The sequence below is a fragment of the Streptomyces sp. NPDC016469 genome, assembly GCF_040632905.1.
GTDB lineage: Bacteria > Actinomycetota > Actinomycetes > Streptomycetales > Streptomycetaceae > Streptomyces.
Genome location: NZ_JBEYCQ010000031.1, coordinates 27,291 through 46,768, shown reverse-complemented (window position 1 = coordinate 46,768; position 19,478 = coordinate 27,291). Strand labels below are relative to the sequence as shown.

19 protein-coding genes are annotated in these 19,478 nt (G+C 71.7%); 9 read left to right on the top strand and 10 right to left on the bottom strand.

Features of this window, described 5'->3' with window-relative positions:
* Positions 1 to 75: 75 nt before the first annotated feature.
* Positions 76 to 1,047, top strand: a complete 972-nt coding sequence (locus tag ABZ565_RS28725) for an SAM-dependent methyltransferase (RefSeq protein WP_361032967.1) — start codon at positions 76 to 78, stop codon at positions 1,045 to 1,047.
* Positions 1,048 to 1,121: 74 nt separating this feature from the next.
* Positions 1,122 to 2,264 carry an NADH-quinone oxidoreductase subunit D gene (locus tag ABZ565_RS28720; protein WP_361032964.1) on the top strand — a complete coding sequence of 381 codons (1,143 nt, stop codon included), beginning with the start codon at positions 1,122 to 1,124 and terminating at the stop codon, positions 2,262 to 2,264.
* A gap of 41 nt (positions 2,265 to 2,305) precedes the next feature.
* Here ABZ565_RS28720 and ABZ565_RS28715 read toward each other — a convergent pair whose 3' ends face one another.
* From ABZ565_RS28715 to ABZ565_RS28700, 4 genes are all read right to left on the bottom strand, one after another.
* The gene (locus ABZ565_RS28715; RefSeq protein WP_361032961.1) at positions 2,306 to 3,172 is read right to left on the bottom strand and encodes a hypothetical protein; all 867 of its coding nucleotides are present in this window, start codon (positions 3,170 to 3,172) and stop codon (positions 2,306 to 2,308) included.
* Positions 3,173 to 3,391: 219 nt separating this feature from the next.
* A complete protein-coding gene (locus ABZ565_RS28710; RefSeq protein WP_361032958.1) occupies positions 3,392 to 4,369 on the bottom strand; it encodes an ABC transporter substrate-binding protein in 978 nt (325 codons plus the stop codon).
* A gap of 88 nt (positions 4,370 to 4,457) precedes the next feature.
* Positions 4,458 to 5,132: an ABC transporter permease gene (locus ABZ565_RS28705; RefSeq protein ID WP_361032955.1), complete on the bottom strand. Its 675-nt coding sequence runs from the start codon at positions 5,130 to 5,132 to the stop codon at positions 4,458 to 4,460.
* A gap of 1 nt (position 5,133) precedes the next feature.
* Positions 5,134 to 5,835: an ABC transporter permease gene (locus ABZ565_RS28700; RefSeq protein ID WP_361032952.1), complete on the bottom strand. Its 702-nt coding sequence runs from the start codon at positions 5,833 to 5,835 to the stop codon at positions 5,134 to 5,136.
* Between the two features lie 131 nt (positions 5,836 to 5,966).
* Here ABZ565_RS28700 and ABZ565_RS28695 point away from each other — a divergent pair, with 131 nt between their 5' ends.
* Positions 5,967 to 7,145 (top strand): betaine/proline/choline family ABC transporter ATP-binding protein, encoded by a 1,179-nt coding sequence (locus tag ABZ565_RS28695; RefSeq protein WP_361032949.1) that lies wholly within the window; start codon positions 5,967 to 5,969, stop codon positions 7,143 to 7,145.
* Positions 7,146 to 7,171: 26 nt separating this feature from the next.
* Here ABZ565_RS28695 and ABZ565_RS28690 read toward each other — a convergent pair whose 3' ends face one another.
* Positions 7,172 to 8,293 carry an alpha/beta hydrolase-fold protein gene (locus ABZ565_RS28690; RefSeq protein ID WP_361032946.1) on the bottom strand — a complete coding sequence of 374 codons (1,122 nt, stop codon included), beginning with the start codon at positions 8,291 to 8,293 and terminating at the stop codon, positions 7,172 to 7,174.
* Positions 8,294 to 8,433: 140 nt separating this feature from the next.
* Here ABZ565_RS28690 and ABZ565_RS28685 point away from each other — a divergent pair, with 140 nt between their 5' ends.
* The 6 genes from ABZ565_RS28685 to ABZ565_RS28660 all read left to right on the top strand — a co-directional run bounded on the left by ABZ565_RS28685 (position 8,434) and on the right by ABZ565_RS28660 (position 13,388).
* A complete protein-coding gene (locus ABZ565_RS28685) occupies positions 8,434 to 10,263 on the top strand; it encodes a phosphatidylglycerol lysyltransferase domain-containing protein (protein WP_361032943.1) in 1,830 nt (609 codons plus the stop codon).
* 30 nt (positions 10,264 to 10,293) lie between these two features.
* The gene (gene folP / locus ABZ565_RS28680) at positions 10,294 to 11,148 is read left to right on the top strand and encodes a dihydropteroate synthase (protein WP_361032940.1); all 855 of its coding nucleotides are present in this window, start codon (positions 10,294 to 10,296) and stop codon (positions 11,146 to 11,148) included.
* Positions 11,145 to 11,648 carry a nuclear transport factor 2 family protein gene (locus ABZ565_RS28675; protein WP_361032937.1) on the top strand — a complete coding sequence of 168 codons (504 nt, stop codon included), beginning with the start codon at positions 11,145 to 11,147 and terminating at the stop codon, positions 11,646 to 11,648. The genes folP and ABZ565_RS28675 overlap by 4 nt, the downstream gene beginning before the upstream one ends.
* A gap of 211 nt (positions 11,649 to 11,859) precedes the next feature.
* Entirely contained in the window at positions 11,860 to 12,219 is a 360-nt protein-coding gene (folB, locus tag ABZ565_RS28670; RefSeq protein WP_073966343.1) for a dihydroneopterin aldolase, read from the top strand.
* On the top strand, positions 12,216 to 12,827 hold the full coding sequence (gene folK / locus ABZ565_RS28665) for a 2-amino-4-hydroxy-6-hydroxymethyldihydropteridine diphosphokinase (protein WP_361032932.1): 612 nt from the start codon (positions 12,216 to 12,218) through the stop codon (positions 12,825 to 12,827). The genes folB and folK overlap by 4 nt, the downstream gene beginning before the upstream one ends.
* A gap of 75 nt (positions 12,828 to 12,902) precedes the next feature.
* Entirely contained in the window at positions 12,903 to 13,388 is a 486-nt protein-coding gene (locus tag ABZ565_RS28660) for a DUF3180 domain-containing protein (RefSeq protein WP_361032929.1), read from the top strand.
* A 41-nt stretch (positions 13,389 to 13,429) separates the two neighbouring features.
* Here ABZ565_RS28660 and folE read toward each other — a convergent pair whose 3' ends face one another.
* From folE to ABZ565_RS28635, 5 genes are all read right to left on the bottom strand, one after another.
* Positions 13,430 to 14,035, bottom strand: coding sequence for a GTP cyclohydrolase I FolE (gene folE, locus ABZ565_RS28655; RefSeq protein WP_361032926.1), 606 nt, complete (start codon positions 14,033 to 14,035; stop codon positions 13,430 to 13,432).
* Positions 14,036 to 14,184: 149 nt separating this feature from the next.
* Positions 14,185 to 16,209: an ATP-dependent zinc metalloprotease FtsH gene (ftsH, locus tag ABZ565_RS28650; RefSeq protein WP_361032923.1), complete on the bottom strand. Its 2,025-nt coding sequence runs from the start codon at positions 16,207 to 16,209 to the stop codon at positions 14,185 to 14,187.
* A gap of 193 nt (positions 16,210 to 16,402) precedes the next feature.
* Entirely contained in the window at positions 16,403 to 16,942 is a 540-nt protein-coding gene (hpt, locus tag ABZ565_RS28645) for a hypoxanthine phosphoribosyltransferase (protein WP_037777945.1), read from the bottom strand.
* A 101-nt stretch (positions 16,943 to 17,043) separates the two neighbouring features.
* Entirely contained in the window at positions 17,044 to 18,129 is a 1,086-nt protein-coding gene (gene tilS, locus ABZ565_RS28640; RefSeq protein ID WP_361032920.1) for a tRNA lysidine(34) synthetase TilS, read from the bottom strand.
* Positions 18,130 to 18,318: 189 nt separating this feature from the next.
* On the bottom strand, positions 18,319 to 19,452 hold the full coding sequence (locus ABZ565_RS28635; protein ID WP_361032917.1) for a zinc-dependent metalloprotease: 1,134 nt from the start codon (positions 19,450 to 19,452) through the stop codon (positions 18,319 to 18,321).
* Positions 19,453 to 19,478: the final 26 nt, after the last annotated feature.

Sequence of the window (19,478 nt, the reverse complement as noted above, 5' to 3'; positions counted from 1 at the left end):
GCCGAGGGCCGCCGGGTCAGCCGAAGGGCCGATCCGGGTCCCGGGACCGTACTCCCCAAGGTGGAGACTGGGCGCGTGACGGATGAGTGGCGCGGGTGGCAGGAGGCGGCGGAGACCGCGCTCTACGGCGACGAGGGTTTCTACCGGCGCCCCGAGGGCCCCGCGGGTCACTTCCGTACCTCCGTGCACGCATCGCCCCTGTTCGCCACCGCCGTCGCCCGGCTCCTGGTCCGCACCGCGGCGGACCTCGGCACCGCGCACGTGGACCTGGTCGACATGGGCGCCGGGCGCGGGGAACTCGTCACCGGTGTCCTCGCCGCGCTCCCGGCCGAGGGCGGGGCGGACCTCGCGGTGCGCGCGTACGCCGTGGAGCTCGCCGGCCGCCCCGAGGGCCTGGACCCCCGGGTGGAGTGGTGCGCGGAGCCGCCGCACGGAGCGCGCGGGCTGCTCTTCGCCAACGAGTGGCTGGACAACGTGCCGCTCCCCGTCGCGGAGACGGACGCCGAGGGCGTCGAACGGTACGTCGAGGTCCGCGTCTCCGACGGCGCGGAGCGGCTGGGCGCTCCGGTGACCGGCGCGGACGCGGAGTGGCTGCGCCGCTGGTGGCCGTCGGCCGGCCCGGGCAGCCGGGCGGAGATCGGCCGCCCGCGCGACGAGGCGTGGGCGGCGGCGGTGTCGTCCCTGTCCGCCGGGCTCGCGGTGGCGGTGGATTACGCACACGTACGCGGGGAACGCCCGCCCTTCGGCACGCTCACCGGCTTCCGCGCGGGCCGCGAGGTCCGGCCGGTGCCGGACGGCACCTGCGACCTGACGGCCCACGTGGCGCTGGACGCGTGCGCGGCGACGGCGGGCCCGCCCGCGCACCTGCGTACCCAGCGCGAGGCCCTGGCGACCCTGGGCATCACGGGCGAACGCCCGCCCCTGACCCTGGCGTCGGCCGACCCGTCCGCGTACGTCCGCGCCCTGTCGACGGCGGGCGAGGCAGCGGAACTGACGGCCCGGGGCGGCCTGGGCGACTTCGGCTGGCTGGAACACAGGAAACCCTGAGCCCCTCCGGTGATCGGGGAGCGGGGTCCGGGGCAGAGCCCCGCAGCAACGGCGCGCAAGGAATACTGGCCCCCATGACGGAGACGACCATCGGCATCGGCGGCGCAGCCGAACGCACCGACATGGTGCTCAACATCGGCCCCCAGCACCCCTCCACCCACGGCGTGCTCCGCCTCCGCATCGTCCTGGACGGCGAGCGCATCCAGCACGCCGAACCGGTCGTCGGCTACATGCACCGCGGCGCGGAGAAGCTGTTCGAGGCCCGCGACTACCGCCAGATCATCATGCTCGCCAACCGCCACGACTGGCTCTCCGCGTTCTCCAACGAGCTGGGCGTCGTGATGGCCGTCGAGCGGATGCTCGGCATGGAGGTCCCGGAGCGCGCGGTCTGGACCCGCACCCTGCTCGCCGAGCTGAACCGGGTCCTCAACCACCTGATGTTCCTCGGCTCGTACCCGCTGGAACTCGGCGGGATCACCCCGGTGTTCCACGCGTTCCGGGAGCGCGAGGAGCTTCAGGCGGTGATGGAGGAGGTTTCCGGCGGCCGCATGCACTACATGTTCAACCGGGTCGGCGGCCTCAAGGAGGACCTGCCGGCGGGCTGGCTCGGCCGGGCCCGGGACGCCGTCGCCTCGGTCCGCTCCCGGATGGACGTGTACGACGGGCTGGTCCTCGGCAACGAGATCTTCCGGGCCCGCACCCGGGGCGTCGGCGTGCTGTCGGCCGGGGCGGTGCACGCGTACGGGGTGTCCGGGCCGATCGCCCGCGCCTCGGGCGTCGACTTCGACCTGCGGCGCGACGAGCCGTACCTCGCGTACGGGGAGCTGTCGGAGACGCTGAAGGTCGTCACCCGGACCGAGGGCGACTGCCTGGCCCGGTTCGAATGCCTGCTGGAGCAGACGCACAACGCCCTGGACCTCGCCGACGCCTGCCTGGACCGGATGGCGGAGCTGGCGCCGGGGCCCGTCAACCAGCGGCTGCCGAAGGTCCTCAAGGCCCCCGAGGGCCACACGTACGCCTGGACCGAGAACCCGCTCGGCGTCAACGGCTACTACCTGGTCTCCAAGGGCGAGAAGACCCCGTACCGGCTGAAGCTGCGCTCGGCGTCGTTCAACAACATCCAGGCGCTCACCGAACTGCTGCCGGGCACGCTGGTCGCCGACATGGTGGCGATCCTGGGCTCGCTGTTCTTCGTCGTCGGCGACATCGACAAGTAGGGCGCCACCGCCACGCAGCGGGCGCCGGCGACGCGACCGCGTTACGAGATCGCGCTGCGCAGCTCCGCCACGTCCAGCTGCTCCGTCTCGTCGTGCGCGGTGAGGTCGATGACCTTGCCGACGGCGCGGTCCTCCGGGGCGTCCGGGCGCTGCGCGGCCAGGACCTCCTCGCCCACCACGTCGGCCAGGTCCTCGTTCTGCACGGACTCGATGGCGGCGCGCGCGGCCGCGGCGGGCACGGCCTTCTGCGTACCGAAGAAGTCGAAGCTGCCCTGCGGCACCAGATGGCGGCGGGACGCCGCGTACGGGACGATCGCGCCGGCGGCCGGAACCGGGCGCGGGGCGGGCGGCTGCACGGCGGACCGGGTGGCGGGCAGGGCGGTCCGCGACTCCTCCGCCTCCCGGGCGCGCTCCGCGGCGTCCCGGTGCCGGGCCGCGTCCTCGGCGATCCGGCGGGCCTTCTGGAGCGCCGCGTTGCGCGGGAGGTCGGCCAGCGCGCGGGCGGCGCGGGCGTAGGCGTCGGGGGTGGGGGTGGAGCGGGCGGGGGGCAGTGCGCGGGCGGGCGCGGACGCCTCGATCGCGAGCTGCCGCCGGCTCTCCAGGACGCTGGCGCGCTCGGTCTCCGCGTTGGCGTACCGGCGCAGCAGCGCGGCGTGTTCGCCCCGCAGCCCGGCCAGTTCGACGCGCTTGCGGCGCAGCTTCGTCTCCAGGCGGGCGCGGATCTCCCGCGCCTCCTCCAGATCCGCTTCGAGCTCCGCCGCGCGCTCCTCGGCGCGCCACTCGTCACTGGCGCGGGCGCGGGTCAGCTCGGCGACGCGACGGCCCGCCTCGCGGTCCCAGCTGCGCATGAGGACCGCGCCGGTGACGGCGGCCGCCGCCGCGGCCGCGACCAGTGCGCGCAGGACCATGGGTTCGGTCAGCAGCCAGGCTCCCGCTGCACAGGCGACCGACGCTCCGGCGACTGCCGAAGGCGGAAGGATTCTGTGCAGTGGTGGCGAATGGCGATGGCGTCCACGTGGCATGGCCCGAAATTTACCGTGTGCGCGGCGCACTTGGGGAGCCGCCCGGCAATCTGTGCCCGGCAAGTTACCCGGCGGCTCCCGCCGGCCGTTCTCCGAACGCCTTCGCTACTTCTTGATCAGCCCCTTCGACTGAAGATATTCACGGGCCACATCGGCCGGCTTGGCGCGCTCCGCGTCGACCTTGCGGTTCAGTTGTGCGAGGTCCTCGGTGGTGAGTGCGCCGGTGAGCTTGCCGAGTGCGTCGGCTATCTCCTGGTCGTCGGCGTCCTTCGCGTTCAGCACGGGCAGGATGTTGTCCGCGTTCTGGAGCTTCTTGTCGTCGTCCAGGAACACCAGGTCGTAGGTGTCGAGCACGGCGTCGGTGGTGGTGGTCAGGACGAGTTGGTCCTTGCCGTCCTTCACCGCCTGCTTGGACTGCGGGGTGCCGACGCCCTTGGGGTCGATTCCGGTGACGTCGATGCCGTACGTCTTCTTGAGTCCGGGTGCGCAGAAGGGCCGCACCTCGCACTCGTCGCCCGCCGCGACCTTGACGCCGATCTTCGCCGCGCCGAGATCGGAAAGTGTCTTCAGCTTGTGCTTGTCGGCGAATTCCTTGGTCACCGCGAACGCGTTCTGGTCGACGGCCTTCCCGGCCGGAAGGACCTTCAGTCCGCGCGGCTCGGCAAGCTTCTTGAGGGCGGCGACGGTGGCGGCGGCGTCGCCCGAGGCGACCGGCTTCGACTCGGCGGCCTTCGCCCCGTTCACCTTCGCGTTGAGGAATTCCGCGATCGTCGCCGCGTATTCCGGGACGACGTCGATCTCGCCCTTCTCCAGGGAGGGTTCGTACAGTTCGCGGTTCTTCACGGTGGTGACCGAGGTGCTGTATCCGGCGTCCTGGAGGATCTGCGCGTACAGCTCGGCGAGCACCTTGGACTCGGTGAAGGAGGCGGCGCCGACGACGAGCGAGCCCTTCTTGCCGGAGTCCTGGCCTCCGGCCGGGGCGCCCTTGTCCTCCTCCAGGCTGTCCCCGCCGCACGCGGCGAGCGAGCCCGCCAGCGCGAGAATGCCGATGACGGCGCCGGCCACGCGTGAGGTCCTGGTCATGTTCTTCTCCGTCCACGGCGGCGAAGCCGTATGCGACAAGTGGTGGATGTGCGACATGTGTGACGAGTCGGATGGGCCGCCGGGGCCCTCAGGCCGGCCGGCGGCGGCGCAGCGGGGACAGCAGGCGGTCGACGGCCACCAGGACCGCCTCCACCAGCAGGGCGAGCACGGCGACCAGCAGCGCCCCCGCCACCACCTGCGCGGTGTCGTACGTGTTGAACCCGGCGGTGATGATGCGGCCGAGGCCGCCCTGCCCGACCATCGCCGCGATGGTCGCCGTCGCCACGACCTGGACGGCGGCCGACCGCAGCCCGGTCATGATCAGCGGGTACGCCAGGGGGAGCTCGACGCGCAGGAAGAGCTGACCGCCCGACATGCCCATCCCGCGCGCCGCCTCCGCCACCGAGCGGTCCACCTCGGTCATCCCGACGTAGGCGTTGGTGAGCAGCGGCGGCACGGCGAACAGCACCAGGGCGGTGATCGTCGGTATGTATCCCGCGTTGCGCAGGGGCGAGACCATGAAGAGGGCCAGCACCGCGAAGACGGGCACCGCCCGCCCCACGTTGGCCAGGTTGACCGCGAGGGCGCCACCCTTCCCTATGTGGCCCAGGTACAGCGCGAGGGGCAGGGCGACGGCGCAGGCCAGGGCGAGCGCCACACCGCTGACGTACAGGTGCTCGCTCAGCCGGTGGGCGGCCCCGCTCTCCCCCGACCAGTTGGCACCGGTGGTGAGCCAGGTCCAGGCGTCCCCGAGAACTCCCATGTCAGACCGCCTCCACCTTGGCCGGGCCGTGCGCGGCGCGGACGCGGGTCCAGGGCGTCAGCAGCCGCTGCAGACCGAGCAGCAGCAGGTCCGCGACGACGGCGAGCAGCACGCAGAGCACCGAGGCGGCCAGCACCTGGGCCTTGAAGAAACTCGGCAGCGCGTCCTCGATGAGATTGCCGAGGCCGCCCCGGCCGACGATCGAACCGACCGTCGTCAGCGCGATCGTGGACACCGTGGCGATCCGTATCCCGGCCATCAGCGCGGGCAGCGCGAGCGGCAGCTCCACCTCCCACAGCAGGCGGACCGGCCCGTACCCCATGCCGTGCGCGGCCTCCTTCGCCTCCTCGGGCACCGCTTCCAGGCCCGCCAGGATGTTGCGTACGAGGATGGTCAGCGAATACAGCACGAGCCCGGTGACCACCAGGGCGGCGGAGAGCCCGAACAGGGGCAGCAGGAGCGAGAACATCGCGAGCGACGGCACGGTGTAGAGCACCGTCGTCAGCCCGAGGACCGGTCCGGCGAAGCGGCGGCCCCTGCGTGCGAGGAGCGCCAGCGGGAAGGCGACGGCCACCCCGATCGCGACCGAGACGGCGGTGATCCAGATGTGCTGGACGGTGGCGTCCGTCAACTCCTGGCTGCGGGAACGGAGATACTCCCCGCAGATCCAGTCGTTCGTCACCAGGCAGTTCTGTCCGGCCATCCGTCCCCCCACCTCCCGTTCGCCTTCTCGTACTGATGTCCGGCGAGCCTATCCTCGACCACTGACAATCGCCGGAGCCGTTGTGTTCCAGCAACATGTCCTTCACAGAACACCCGCGACAATGGGGAACCATGATCCGTTTCGAGCACGTCACCAAGCGGTATGCGGACGGCACCACCGCCGTCGACGGCCTTTCCTTCGAGGTCGCCGAGGGTGAACTGGTCACGCTCGTCGGACCGTCGGGATGCGGCAAGACGACCACCATGAAGATGGTGAACCGGCTGATCGAACCGACCGAGGGCCGGATATTCCTCGACGGGGACGACATATCCGCCATCGACCCCGTCCGCCTGCGCCGCCGCATCGGCTATGTGATCCAGCAAGTGGGCCTCTTCCCGCACAAGACGGTCCTGGAGAACACCGCCACCGTTCCCCATCTGCTCGGCTGGAAACGCCAAAAGGCACGCGCCCGAGCCGCCGAACTCCTCGACCTCGTCGGACTCGATCCTTCCGTTTATGGCGACCGCTATCCCGAACAGCTCTCCGGCGGACAGCGCCAACGCGTCGGCGTGGCCCGGGCACTCGCCGCCGACCCGCCGGTCCTGCTGATGGACGAGCCGTTCGGCGCGGTCGACCCCGTGGTGCGCGAGCACCTTCAGAACGAATTCCTGAGACTTCAGGAACAGGTCCGCAAAACCGTCCTGTTCGTCACCCACGACATCGAGGAAGCCGTCCGTCTCGGCGACCGCATCGCCGTCTACGGGCAGGGCTCGATCGAGCAGTTCGACACCCCCGCCACCGTGCTCGGCGCCCCCGCCACCGACTATGTCGCGGACTTCGTCGGCGCCGACCGGGGCCTCAAGCGGCTCTCGGTCACCCCCGTCGAGGAGAGCGACCTCGACCGCCCGCCCGTCGTCCACCTGGACGACCCGCTGTCCACCGCGACCGACCGCCTCCGCGCGGAGGGCGCCCGCTGGGCCGTCGTCCTGGACGGCGACGAGCACCTGCACGGCTGGATCCCCGCCGACGACGCGCGGACCGGCTCCAAGGGCACCGTCCGCGACCACGCCCGCCGCATGGAGGCGTGGCTTCCCCTCGGCGCCCCGCTCAAACAGGCATTCGCCACCATGCTCCAGCACGACGCCGGCTGGATCGCCGTCATCGACGAGGCGGGCGAGGGCCGCTTCCTGGGCGTGCTCACCCCGGCCCGCCTGCACGAGGCGCTGCGCCGCTCGGTCGGCGCGGACGGCCGCTCGGTGCCCCGCGCGGAGGTCGAGGTCGAGAGCGTGGCAGGGGCGGCGGGGCTCTGAGAGCGGGGCCCGGCGGGCCCTTGCCCTCAGCTCTCGCTCAGCCGGCTGCTCAGCCACTCCAGCGCGGCCGGGATCTCCCGGCGCCACGTGTTGAAGTTGTGCCCCCCGCTGTCCAGCACGATCGAGGAGACCTGCGCCGGCTGCTTCACCCTGGCCACGAACTTCCGTGTGTCGGCGTAGTTCGCCTCACCGTGGCGGGAGCTCGTCACCAGGAACGAGGAGTCCGGCTGCGGCCGGTTGTCCAGCGTCCACAGCAGGTCCGCGCGGCGCCGCGCCGCCTCGTCGCCGTGGAAGAGGTCGCCCGTCGTCGGGTCCTCGGCCGCCTCGTAGTACGCGGAGAGCCCCGCGCTCGCGGCGTACCGGCCCGGATGGTGCAGCCCGATCTTCAACGCGCAGTAGCCGCCCGTCGAGTTGCCGATGATGCCCCAGTTGCGGGCCCGCTTGCCGACCCGGTACCCGGCCGACACCGCCCGGGGCACGTCGTCCGCGAAGAACGTCTCCGTCTTCGGACCGCCCTTTATGTCGACGCACTCGGTGTCCCGGGGCGGCGCCACGGTCGGACGCAGCATGACCAGGATCATCGGCTGCGCCCGTCCGGCCTTCACTCGTTCGAGTGCCGTTCGCGGATAGCGCAGCCCCTTGATCAGGTTCTCCGAGGTGCCCGGATACCCGGTGAGCACCACCACCGCCGGGAACTTCCGCCGGGCGAACGCCGGCTGGAAGTACTCCGGCGGCAGATACACGTACGCCGCACTCTCGATGCCCGACCGGCGGCCCGCGATCACGACCTTGTCGATCCGGCCACCCACCCTCGGCAGCGCCCCGCCCGGCACGTCCGGCCGCTGCGAGCCCACCCGGACGATGTTCTTGGCGGCCAGCGTCCCGGCCGCGTGGTCGGTGACCACGCCCAGATCCTGCTTGCGGCCGAAGAGGTCGGCCCAGGAGCCGTAGAACAGGAAGCTGTTGTTGGCCAGCAGGCCGACCGTGGCGAACACCGCCACCTGGGTCGCGAGCAGCATGCCCACCCGGCCGAACACGGCGCGCGCACTGCGCCGGGCGAGCCTCGGCCAGCACCAGACGGTGACGGTGAACAGTACGACGGCCAGCCCGATCGCGAGGATCAGCACCGGCTTGCCCGTAAGGCCCATGACGGGTGAACTTTCTGTCAGGAAATTTCCGGGCAGCGGGTGAACCCACGGCCCGGAAGGATCGTCCTAGAGGTCGCACATCGTCCGCAGGGCCCCGGCCGCCGGACTCCAGGAAATCTCTCGCGGAACCACGGGAAGCGATGTCTGTCACGCTAGATGGGGATAAATCAGGATCGGTTCCGGTTCGCGCACGCACGATCGCGCGCGGGCCCCGGCCGGAGTCCGTGCCCGCGCTCGTCGGCACAGCGTGCACCGCCGTCGGGCTGATCGACGTCGCCGCCGGAGTCTTCCCGCGCTTCCGGCACAGCCGCATGCACACCCTCACCGAAGTGCTCCCCGGGGCCCTCGGCCCCTTCGCCGCCGCGCTCTCGCTCAGCGCCGGCGTCCTGCTGCTCCTCCTGGCGCACGGCCTCAAACGCCACAAGCGCCGCGCCTGGCGCGCCGCCGTCATACTGCTGCCGGCGGGCGCACTGGCCCAGTTCAGCTACCGGCACTCGGTCCTCGGCACCCTGGTCTCGCTGGCCCTGTGCTACCTGCTCGTACGCCACCGGAGCGAGTTCGCGGCCCTGCCCGACCCGCGCAGCCGGTGGCGGGCCCTGGCCAACTTCGTCCTGCTCGGCGCCGGTTCGCTCGGCCTCGGCCTGGTCATCGTCAGCGCCCACCCCCGCCGCCTGGTCGGCAGCCCCAGTATCGCCGACCGCCTCCAGCACGTGCTGTACGGCCTGGTCGGCTTCGAGGGGCCCGTCGACTACTCCGGGGACACCTCCTGGACCGTCGGCTGCTCGCTCGGCGCCCTCGGCCTGCTGACCGCCGTCACCACCATCTACCTGGCCTTCCGCCCCGAACACCCGGCCGCCCGGCTCACCGAGGACGACGAGGCCCGGCTGCGCGCCCTGCTGGAACGGCACGGCGGACGCGACTCGCTCGGCCACTTCGCGCTCCGCCGCGACAAGGCCGTGGTGTTCTCGCCCAGCGGCAAGGCCGCCGTCTGCTACCGCGTGGTCTCCGGCGTGATGCTCGCCAGCGGCGACCCGATCGGTGACGTGGAGGCGTGGCCCGGGGCCATCGAACGCTTCATGGACGAGGCCCGGGCGCACTCCTGGGCCCCCGCCGTCATGGGGTGCAGCGAGACCGGCGGCGAGGTCTGGACCCGCGAGACCGGACTCACCGCCCTGGAACTGGGCGACGAGGCGGTGGTCGACGTCGCGGATTTCTCGCTCGCCGGGCGCGCGATGCGCAACGTACGCCAGATGGTGAAGCGCATTGAGCGCGGCGGCTACGAGACCCGCGTCCGGCGCGTGGCCGACATCGGCGAGGCCGAACTCGCCCGCATCCGCCGGGCCGCCGCCGACTGGCGCGGCACCGACACCGAACGCGGCTTCTCCATGGCGCTCGGCCGGATCGGTGACACCGCCGACCGGGACTGCTTCGTCGCCACCGCCCACAAGGCGGACGAGGACGCCGCCGACTCCCCGTACGGCGACCTGAAGGCCGTGCTCCACTTCGTGCCCTGGGGCACCGACGGCATGTCCCTCGACCTCATGCGCCGCGACCGCTCCGCCGACCCCGGCATGAACGAACTGCTCATCGTCGCCTCTCTCCAGGCCGCGCCCCGGCTCGGCGTCAGCCGCGTCTCGCTGAACTTCGCGATGTTCCGCTCCGCCCTCGCCCGGGGCGAGAAGCTGGGCGCCGGGCCCGTCCTGCGGGTCTGGCGCGGGCTGCTGATCTTCCTCTCGCGCTGGTTCCAGATCGAGTCGCTGTACAAGTTCAACGCCAAGTTCCGGCCGCGCTGGGAGCCCCGCTTCGTGGTCTACCGCACCGCCCGCGACCTGCCCCGCATCTCCTTCGCCGCGATGCAGGCCGAGGGCTTCGTCCACCTCGCGCTCCCCCGCCCCCTCCGGTCCGCCCCCCGCCGCCCCTGCGCCCACGCACGGCCCACGGCGGGCGAGCAGGACGCCCGTACGGCGTAGAGCCGCCCCGTACAGGCCTACGCTGGTCATATGAGTACGTTGCGCGGGACGGTCCAGGGTCTGCCGGAGTGGGACCGCTGCGCGGTCATGGGGGTCGTCAACGTGACCCCCGACTCCTTCTCCGACGGGGGCCGCTGGTTCGACACCACGACGGCCGTCAAGCGCGGCCTCGACCTGGTCGCCGAGGGCGCCGACCTCGTGGACGTCGGCGGCGAGTCCACCCGCCCCGGCGCCAGCCGGGTGGACGAGTCCGAGGAGCTGCGCCGGGTGATCCCGGTCGTGCGGGGCCTGGCGTCGGAGGGCGTCACGGTCTCCGTCGACACCATGCGCGCCCGCGTCGCCGAGCAGGCGATCGCCGCCGGCGCGGTCCTCGTCAACGACGTCAGCGGCGGCCAGGCCGACCCGGACATGGTCCCCGTGGTCGCCGCCGCCGGCGCGCCGTTCGTCGTCATGCACTGGCGCGGCTTCAGCGAGTCGATGAACAGCCGGGCGGTGTACGCGGACGTGGTCGCCGAGGTCACCGACGAGCTGCGCGACCGGATGGACGCGGTGGTCGCCGGCGGCATCGCCCCGGAACGCCTCGTGATCGACCCCGGGCTCGGCTTCGCCAAGGACGCCCCGCACGACCTGGCGCTGCTGGCCGGGCTCGACGCGCTGCACGCCCTCGGCCGCCCCCTGCTGGTCGCCGCGTCCCGCAAGCGGTTCCTGGGGCGCGTCCTGGCCCGCGAGGGCGCCGCCCCGCCGCCCGCCCGCGAGCGCGACGCCGCGACGGCCGCCGTCTCCGCCCTCTCCGCCCGGGCCGGCGCCTGGGCGGTCCGGGTTCACGAAGTACGGGCCACCGCCGACGCCGTCCGGGTCGCCCGCGCCATCGAGGGAGCCGCGTGACCGGGCCGGGCGACGAGGCGACCGGGCCGGCGGACGGGCACGCGGACGCCGCCGCCGACATCGCGGCCGTCGAGCAGGCCAACACCGCCTACTACGAGGCGGTGGAGCGTGGCGACCTGGACGCGCTGACCGCCGCCTGGCTGCCGGACGAGGAGCTGACGGTCTCCTGCGTCCACCCGGGCTGGCCGGTGCTCAGCGGGCGGCGCGAGGTGCTGCGCAGCTACGCGCTGATCATGGCCAACACGGAGTACATCCAGTTCTTCCTGACCGACGTCGGCGTCTCCATGACCGGCGACACCGCGCTGGTGACGTGCACCGAGAACATCCTCAGCGGCGGTCCCGCCGAGGACGGCGCCTCGCTCGGCCCCCTCGTCGGGCAGCTCGTCGTCGCCACGAATGTGTTCCGCCGCACTCCGGACGGCTGGAAGCTCTGGTCGCACCACGGTTCGCCCGTACTGGCCGAAACCGGCGAGGAAGAGGACGAAGAACCCGCGTCCTGAGCCGGTCCGCCCTTCCTTCGGGCACGAAAGCCGGTCCGGGGTGATTGGACCCGGCCGCATCGGGGTATCAGCGGCTATCTGTTCCGTGCCCGCAGGTCCGGCCCCCACGGGGAGGTGCTGTCGGTGCTCGCAGGTAGATTCGAAATCGGGCACCCGGCCGCCCGCACGCGGCCCCTTGCCCCTACGACCAACGACAGCAGGAGTGATTCGCGTGGATCGTGTCGCGCTGCGCGGCCTCAAGGCCCGCGGGCACCATGGCGTCTTCCCCCGGGAACGGGAAGAGGGGCAGACGTTCATCGTGGACCTGGTGCTCGGCCTCGACACCCGCCCCGCGGCAGCCACCGACGACCTGACGAAGACCGTGCACTACGGCGTGGTCGCGGAGGAGGTCGTCGCGGTGGTCCAGGGCGAGCCGGTCGACCTGATCGAGACGCTCGCCGAGCGCATCGCCCAGCAGTGCCTCAAGCACGACGGCGTCGAGGAGGTGGAGGTCGTGGTGCACAAGCCGGACGCGCCCATCACCGTCCCGTTCGACGACGTCACCATCACCATCACCCGGAGCCGAGCATGACTGCATTTTCCACCGAAGGGCAGAGCGACCCGACCGTACAGCCGGTGCCCGCCTCCGTGGTCGAGCAGGTGGACGCGGCGGACATCACCCTCTCCAACCCCAAACTCGCCGTGATCTCCCTCGGGGCCAACCTGGGCAACCGTCTGGAGACGCTCCAGGGCGCCATCGACGCCCTGGAGGACACGCCCGGCCTCCGGGTCAAGGCGGTCTCCCCGGTGTACGAGACCGAGCCCTGGGGCGTCGCCCCGGGCTCCCAGCCCTCCTACTTCAACGCGGTGATCGTCGTGAAGACGACGCTGCCCCCGTCCTCGCTCCTGGAGCGCGGCCAGGCCATCGAGGAAGCCTTCGAACGGGTCCGCGAGGAGCGCTGGGGTCCGCGCACCATCGACGTCGACATCGTCTCGTACGCGGATGTCGTCTCCGACGACCCCGTGCTCACCCTCCCCCACCCCCGGGCCCGCGAGCGCGCCTTCGTTCTCGCCCCCTGGCACGACGTGGACCCCGAGGCCCAGCTGCCCGGCGCGGGCCCGGTCGCCGATCTGCTGACCGGTGTCGGGCGCGACGGCGTGCTCCCCCGGGCCGACCTGGAACTCCGGCTGCCCGAGTAGTCGTTAGGCTCACAGACACAGCACGACGATCCCGACGATCACGACGGACACAGGCGGCGAAGGGCGGCTCACCCGGTGAAGCAACTACGGCTCGGAGTCCTGACCGGCCTCTTCGCCGCCGCCGGAGTCCTGTCCTGGGGCGCGGCCCGCCTCTGGGACTCCCTGGGCACGCTGCCCAGCGTCCCGCTCTTCGCGCCCATCGTCCTCGCGCTGATCGCCGTCGTCCTGCTGGCCACGGCGCTCTCCATCCGCGCCCGCCTGCGCGCCCAGCGCGAACGCCGCCCCGGCGCCAAGGGCGTCGAGCCCCTGATGGCCGCCCGCGCCCTGGTCTTCGCCCAGGCGAGCGCCCTGGTCGTCGCCCTGGTCTCCGGCATGTACGGCGGCACGGCCGTCTTCCTGCTCGGTTCCCTGGACAACCCGCCCCGCCGCGACCAGGCCATCTACGCCGCTTTCGCGGTCCTGGCCGGCATCGCGGTCATCGCCGCCGCCCTCTTCCTGGAACACGTCTGCAAGCTCCCGGACGACAAGGACGACAACAAGCCGGACGCGGCGACGGCGTAGGTCCGGCGCCGGTCCGGCTCGTGGGCAGGCCGGAGGCGGGGTCAGCGCGCCATGATGAGGCTCATGGCCTCGGCGCGCGTCGCGGGGTCGCGCAGCTGCCCGCGGACCGCGGAGGTCAGCGTCTTCGCCCCGGGCTTGCGGATTCCACGCATCGACATGCACATGTGCTCGCACTCGATGACGACGATGACGCCGCGCGGCTCCAGGATCTCCATCAGGGACTCGGCGATCTGCGTGGTCAGCCGCTCCTGCACCTGCGGCCGGCGGGCGTAGACGTCCACCAACCGGGCCAGCTTCGACAGACCGGTGATCTTGCCGCTGGTGGCCGGAATGTACCCGACGTGCGCCACCCCGCGGAACGGGACCAGATGATGTTCACACGTACTGAACACTTCGATGTCCTTGACCAGCACCATTTCGTCGTGGCCCAGGTCGAATGTGGTCGTCAGGACGTCCTCGGGCCGCTGGTACAGCCCGGCGAATATCTCCTTGTACGCCCGCGCCACCCGACCCGGCGTCTCCTTCAGGCCCTCGCGGTCGGGGTTCTCGCCCACGGCCAGCAGCAGCTCCCGGACGGCGGCCTCGGCACGCTTCTCGTCGAACTCGCCGATCGACCCCTGGGGGTCCAGCGTCACCGGGTCGGTCATGTGTGCCTCGTTCCTTGAGCTGTCGCTGCGGGGGCATCCGCGCAGGTGTACGGAAAAGCCGCGCCCCCAACAGGCTAGAACCTGGGGGACGCGGCATCCATTCCGGGCCTGGTGGGACCCCCGTGACGGGGGCCACACCGGGTCGGTGACTAGCTCTCGGGACGGTCCTCGGGGAGGGCCTCCGGGCTCGGGACGGTGTCCGTGACCGAGCCGGCGGCCGTGCTCGCGCCGTTGGTGAGGGCGAGCTCCTTCGGGGAGAGGACCGGCGGACGGGTGGACGGGGTGCGCCGGGCGGAGCCGGTCCACGCGGGGCGGGCCGGGCGCTTGACGATCGGGGCGAAGATCTCGGCGATCTCCTCCTTGCCCAGGGTCTCCTTCTCCAGGAGGCGGAGAACCAGGGTGTCCAGCACGTCGCGGTTCTCGACGAGGATCTCCCACGCGTCGTTGTGGGCGGTCTCGATGAGCTTCTTGACCTCTTCGTCCACCAGCGCGGCGACCTCTTCCGAGTAGTCGCGCTGGTGACCCATCTCGCGGCCCACGAACGGTTCGGTGTTGTCACCGCCGAACTTGATCGCGCCGAGCCGCTCGGTCATGCCGTACTGCGTGACCATCGCGCGGGCCGTCGCCGTGGCCTTCTCGATGTCGTTCGCGGCGCCGGTGGTCGGGTCGTGGAAGACCAGCTCCTCGGCCGCGCGCCCGCCCAGCATGTACGCGAGCTGGTCGAGCATCTCGTTGCGCGTCGTGGAGTACTTGTCCTCCTCCGGGAGCACCATCGTGTAACCGAGGGCGCGGCCGCGGGAGAGGATCGTGATCTTGTGCACCGGGTCCGACTGGGGGGAAGCCGCCGCGACCAGGGCGTGTCCGCCCTCGTGGTACGCGGTGATCTTCTTCTCCTTCTCGGACATGATCCGGGTCCGCTTCTGCGGGCCCGCCACGACGCGGTCGATCGCCTCGTCCAGCATGGCGTTGTCGATGAGCTTCTGGTTGCTGCGCGCCGTAAGGAGCGCGGCCTCGTTCAGCACGTTCGACAGGTCGGCACCGGTGAAACCGGGCGTGCGACGGGCGACGGCGCCGAGGTCGACGTCCGGGGCGACCGGCTTGCCCTTCTGGTGGACCTTCAGGATCTCCAGGCGGCCCTGCATGTCCGGCCGGTCGACCGCGATCTGCCGGTCGAAGCGGCCCGGGCGCAGCAGCGCCGGGTCGAGGATGTCCGGGCGGTTCGTGGCGGCGATCAGGATGACGCCGCCCTTCACGTCGAAGCCGTCCATCTCCACGAGCAGCTGGTTGAGCGTCTGCTCGCGCTCGTCGTGACCGCCGCCCATGCCGGCGCCGCGGTGGCGTCCGACGGCGTCGATCTCGTCCACGAAGACGATCGCCGGGGCGTTCGCCTTGGCCTGCTCGAAGAGGTCGCGGACCCGGGAGGCGCCGACACCGACGAACATCTCCACGAAGTCGGAGCCGGAGATCGAGTAGAACGGGACGCCCGCCTCGCCCGCGACGGCGCGCGCGAGCAGGGTCTTGCCGGTGCCGGGAGGCCCGTAGAGCAGAACGCCCTTGGGGATCTTGGCGCCGACGGCCTGGAACTTGGCAGGCTCCTGGAGGAACTCCTTGATCTCGTGGAGCTCCTCGACCGCCTCGTCCGAGCCCGCCACGTCGGCGAACGTCGTCTTCGGGGTGTCCTTGGTAATCAGCTTGGCCTTGGACTTGCCGAACTGCATGACCTTGGAGCCGCCACCCTGCATCTGATTCATCAGGAACAGGAAGACGACCACGATGAGGACGAACGGCAGCAGCGAGAAGAGGATCGAGACGAACGGGGACTGCTTCGAGGGCGAGACGGTGTACCCGTCCTTGATGTCGCCGCTCTCGTACTTCTTCTGGAGCATGTCGGCGAGCTGGACGCCCTGGTTGCCGATGTAGCTCGCCTGGAACTTGCTGCCGGACTCGTCGGCCAGCTTCTGGCCGTCCTTCAGTTCGATCTTGATGATGTGATCGTCACCGGTGGTGAGCTTGGCCTGGTCCACCTGGTTCTTGCTGATCGCCTGGATCACCTGTCCGGTGTCCACCGTCTTGTAGCCGCCGCCCGAGCCGACGACATTCATCAACACGACCACGGCGAGGACGGCCAGCACGATCCACATGACCGGCCCACGGAAGTATCGCTTCACGTCCATCCATACGAGGCGAAGACGCCCCGTCCCTCCTGCCCGTAGGTAAATGCTGCTGTGAGTAAAGACTGTTCTTCGGACGGTACCCCAGCATGGTCACCGGCGTCCGCCTCGGACGTCCGGCAATCGCGCCTCGAAGGCTCAACGGCGGGCGGCCCCTGAGGGTTCCCGGCGGGCCCGGCGGCGGGTCCGCGGGCCCTCAGCCTCCGTATACGTGCGGGGCGAGGGTCCCGACGAAGGGGAGGTTGCGGTACTTCTCCGCGTAGTCCAGCCCGTAGCCGACGACGAACTCGTTGGGAATGTCGAAGCCGACCCACTTGCAGTCGAGCGCGACCTTGGCCGCGTCGGGCTTGCGGAGCAGGGTGCAGATCTCCAGCGAGGCGGGCTCGCGCGAGCCCAGGTTCGACATCAGCCAGGACAGCGTCAGGCCGGAGTCGATGATGTCCTCGACGATCAGAACGTGCTTGCCCTTGATGTCGGTGTCCAGGTCCTTGAGGATCCGGACGACACCGGAGGACTGGGTGCCCGCGCCGTACGAGGAGACGGCCATCCAGTCCATGGTGACGGGGGTGGACAGCGCGCGCGCCAGGTCCGCCATGACCATGACGGCGCCCTTGAGGACGCCGACGAGGAGCAGGTCCTTGCCGGCGTACTCCGCGTCGATCTTCGCGGCCAGCTCCACGAGCTTCGCGTCGATCTCTTCCTTGGTGAGGAGCACCGACTGGAGGTCGGTGCCCATGTCCTTCTCGTTCACCCGCGTCTCTTTCTGTGCCTGCCGGGCCCGGGGGTGGAGTCCCGGACCTGCGCGGCCGCTCGCCCTGCTTGTCAGCCGCTCGTGCGTCAGCTCTGCCGGATGACCAGTCTGCCACCCTGCCGCAAGGCTTCGACGCGTCCGGGGAGGTTGATGGCCTGCTGGCCGCGCCAGCCGGTGACCAGGCGGTCCACTTCCTCGATGTGCCGGGCGAAGAGCGAACCGGCCGGGGATCCCGCCTCTATGGCGGCCCGGCGGAGCACCCGGCGGCGTACGGCGGGGGGCAGCGCGTACAGCTTGGCGCACTCCAGCCGGCCGGCGTCGTCGCGTACGTCACGGTCGGCGGCGGCGGCCCAGGTGTCGAGGGCGTCGGCGTCGTCGCGGGAGAGCTGGGCCGTACGGGCGAGGGCTTCGACCACGCCCTTGCCGAGGGCCTTCTCCAGGGCGGGCAGGCCCTCGTGGCGCAGCCGGGAGCGGGTGTAGGCGGGATCGATGTTGTGGGGGTCGTCCCAGACGGGCAGGGACTGGGCGAGGCAGGCGGTGCGGGCGGTCTGGCGGTCGAGCTGGAGGAAGGGGCGGCGGTAGCGGCCGGCCGGGCCCGAGGCGGCTGCCATGCCGGACAGGGAGCGGATGCCGGAGCCGCGGGCGAGGCCCAGCAGGACGGTCTCGGCCTGGTCGTCGCGGGTGTGGCCGAGGAGGACGGCGGCGGCGCCGTGGCGTTCGGCGGCGGCGTCGAGCGCGGCGTAGCGGGCGTCGCGGGCGGCGGCCTCGGGCCCGCCCTCACGGCCGACGTGGACGGCGACGGCCTCGACGGGGCCGAGGTCCATGGCGGCGAGCCGGGCGGCGACCTCGGCGGCGCGGGTGTCGGAGCCGTCCTGGAGGCCGTGGTCGACGGTGATGCCGCCGGCCCGGACGGGGAGTTTGCGGGCCTCGAAGGCGAGGGCGGAGGCGAGCGCCATGGAGTCGGCGCCGCCGGAGCAGGCGACGAGCACCAGGGGGGTGTCGGGGCGGTCGGGGAGTGCGCCGCGGCGGCTGCCGGCCCCGGCCTGAGCCAGCTCGGGGTGCGGGGCGGCGTGCCCGGCGCGTTCGGTCTGTTCGGCGTGTTCGGCGATGACGTCGTGGAGTACGCGGCGGACCGCCAGGCGTATCGCCGCGACCGCAGGATGGGGACCCATGTCCGGTGCCCTTCGTGAGGTTCTTCAGGGGTGTCTCGGAGTGCCGGGACGGGAAGGAGTGCCGTCACTCAGAGTGCGTCGATGGTGACAGAGCAATGCCGTCCATCGAGCATTGCACGCCTTCCCATGCCCCTACGGTCCCTCGGATGGGTGATTACCGGCGCGTTGCCTTCGTACCGGGGACCTTGATCACGACTCTGCCTTACGGTGCACCCTCGCGATCCAGTCCGCGGGGCGGGCGATCTCCGCCTTGGTGGGGAGGGTGTTGGGCGAGGTCCACACCCGGTTGAAGCCGTCCATGCCGACCTCGTCCACGACGGCGCGCACGAAGCGTTCGCCGTCCCGGTACTGGCGGAGCTTGGCGTCGAGGCCGAGCAGCTTGCGCAGGGCCTGGTCGAGGCGGCTCGCGCCGCGGGCGCGGCGCTGCTGGAACTTCTCGCGGATCTCGGCGACGGAGGACACCACCTCGGGGCCGACGCCGTCCATGACGTAGTCGGCGTGTCCTTCCAGGAGGGACATGACGGCGGTGAGGCGGCCGAGGATCTCGCGCTGGGCGGGGGTCTGGACGAGCTCGACCAGGCTGCGGCCGCCGTCCTCGCCGGACTCGCCGTCGGGCCGGCCGCCGGCGAGGGACTGGGCGGCCTCGCGCAGCCGCTCCAGGAAGGTCATCGGGTCGACGTCGGTCTCGTCCAGGAAGGACTGGATCTCGCCCTGGAGGTGGTCGCGGAGCCAGGGCACGGCGGTGAACTGGGTGCGGTGGGTCTCCTCGTGGAGGGCGACCCAGAGCCGGAAGTCGTGCGGGTCCGCCGCCAGCTCGCGTTCGACGTGGACGATGTTCGGCGCGACGAGCAGGAGGCGGCCGCCGCCGTCGGCGGAGGCGGGGAGGTCGCGGGTGGCGGGGGCGAAGGTCTCGTACTGGCCGAGGACGCGGGAGGCGAGGAAGGACAGCAGCATGCCGACCTCGACGCCGGTGACCTTGGAGCCGACCGCACCGAGCACGGCGCCGCCCGCGCCGCCGCTGCGCCGTTCCTCCATCTTCTCCAGGAGGGGGCGCAGCAGTTCGCGGAAGCCGGCGACGTTGGCCTTGATCCAGCCGGCCCGGTCCACGACGAGGACGGGGGTATCCTCCGGCTCCGTTCCCTCGGGGATCATCCGGGTGAAGGCGCGGACGTGCTCCTCCGCCGCCTTCGCGTGCCTGCGCAGCTCCGCGACGACCTCGCGGGCCTCCTCGCGGCTGATCTCGGGGCCCGGCCGCACAAGCCGGGTCGCGGTCGCGACCGCGAGGTTCCAGTCGACCATCCCTGCACCACCGATGCTCGTCATGCGTCAACCGTACGTGCTCGCCCCTT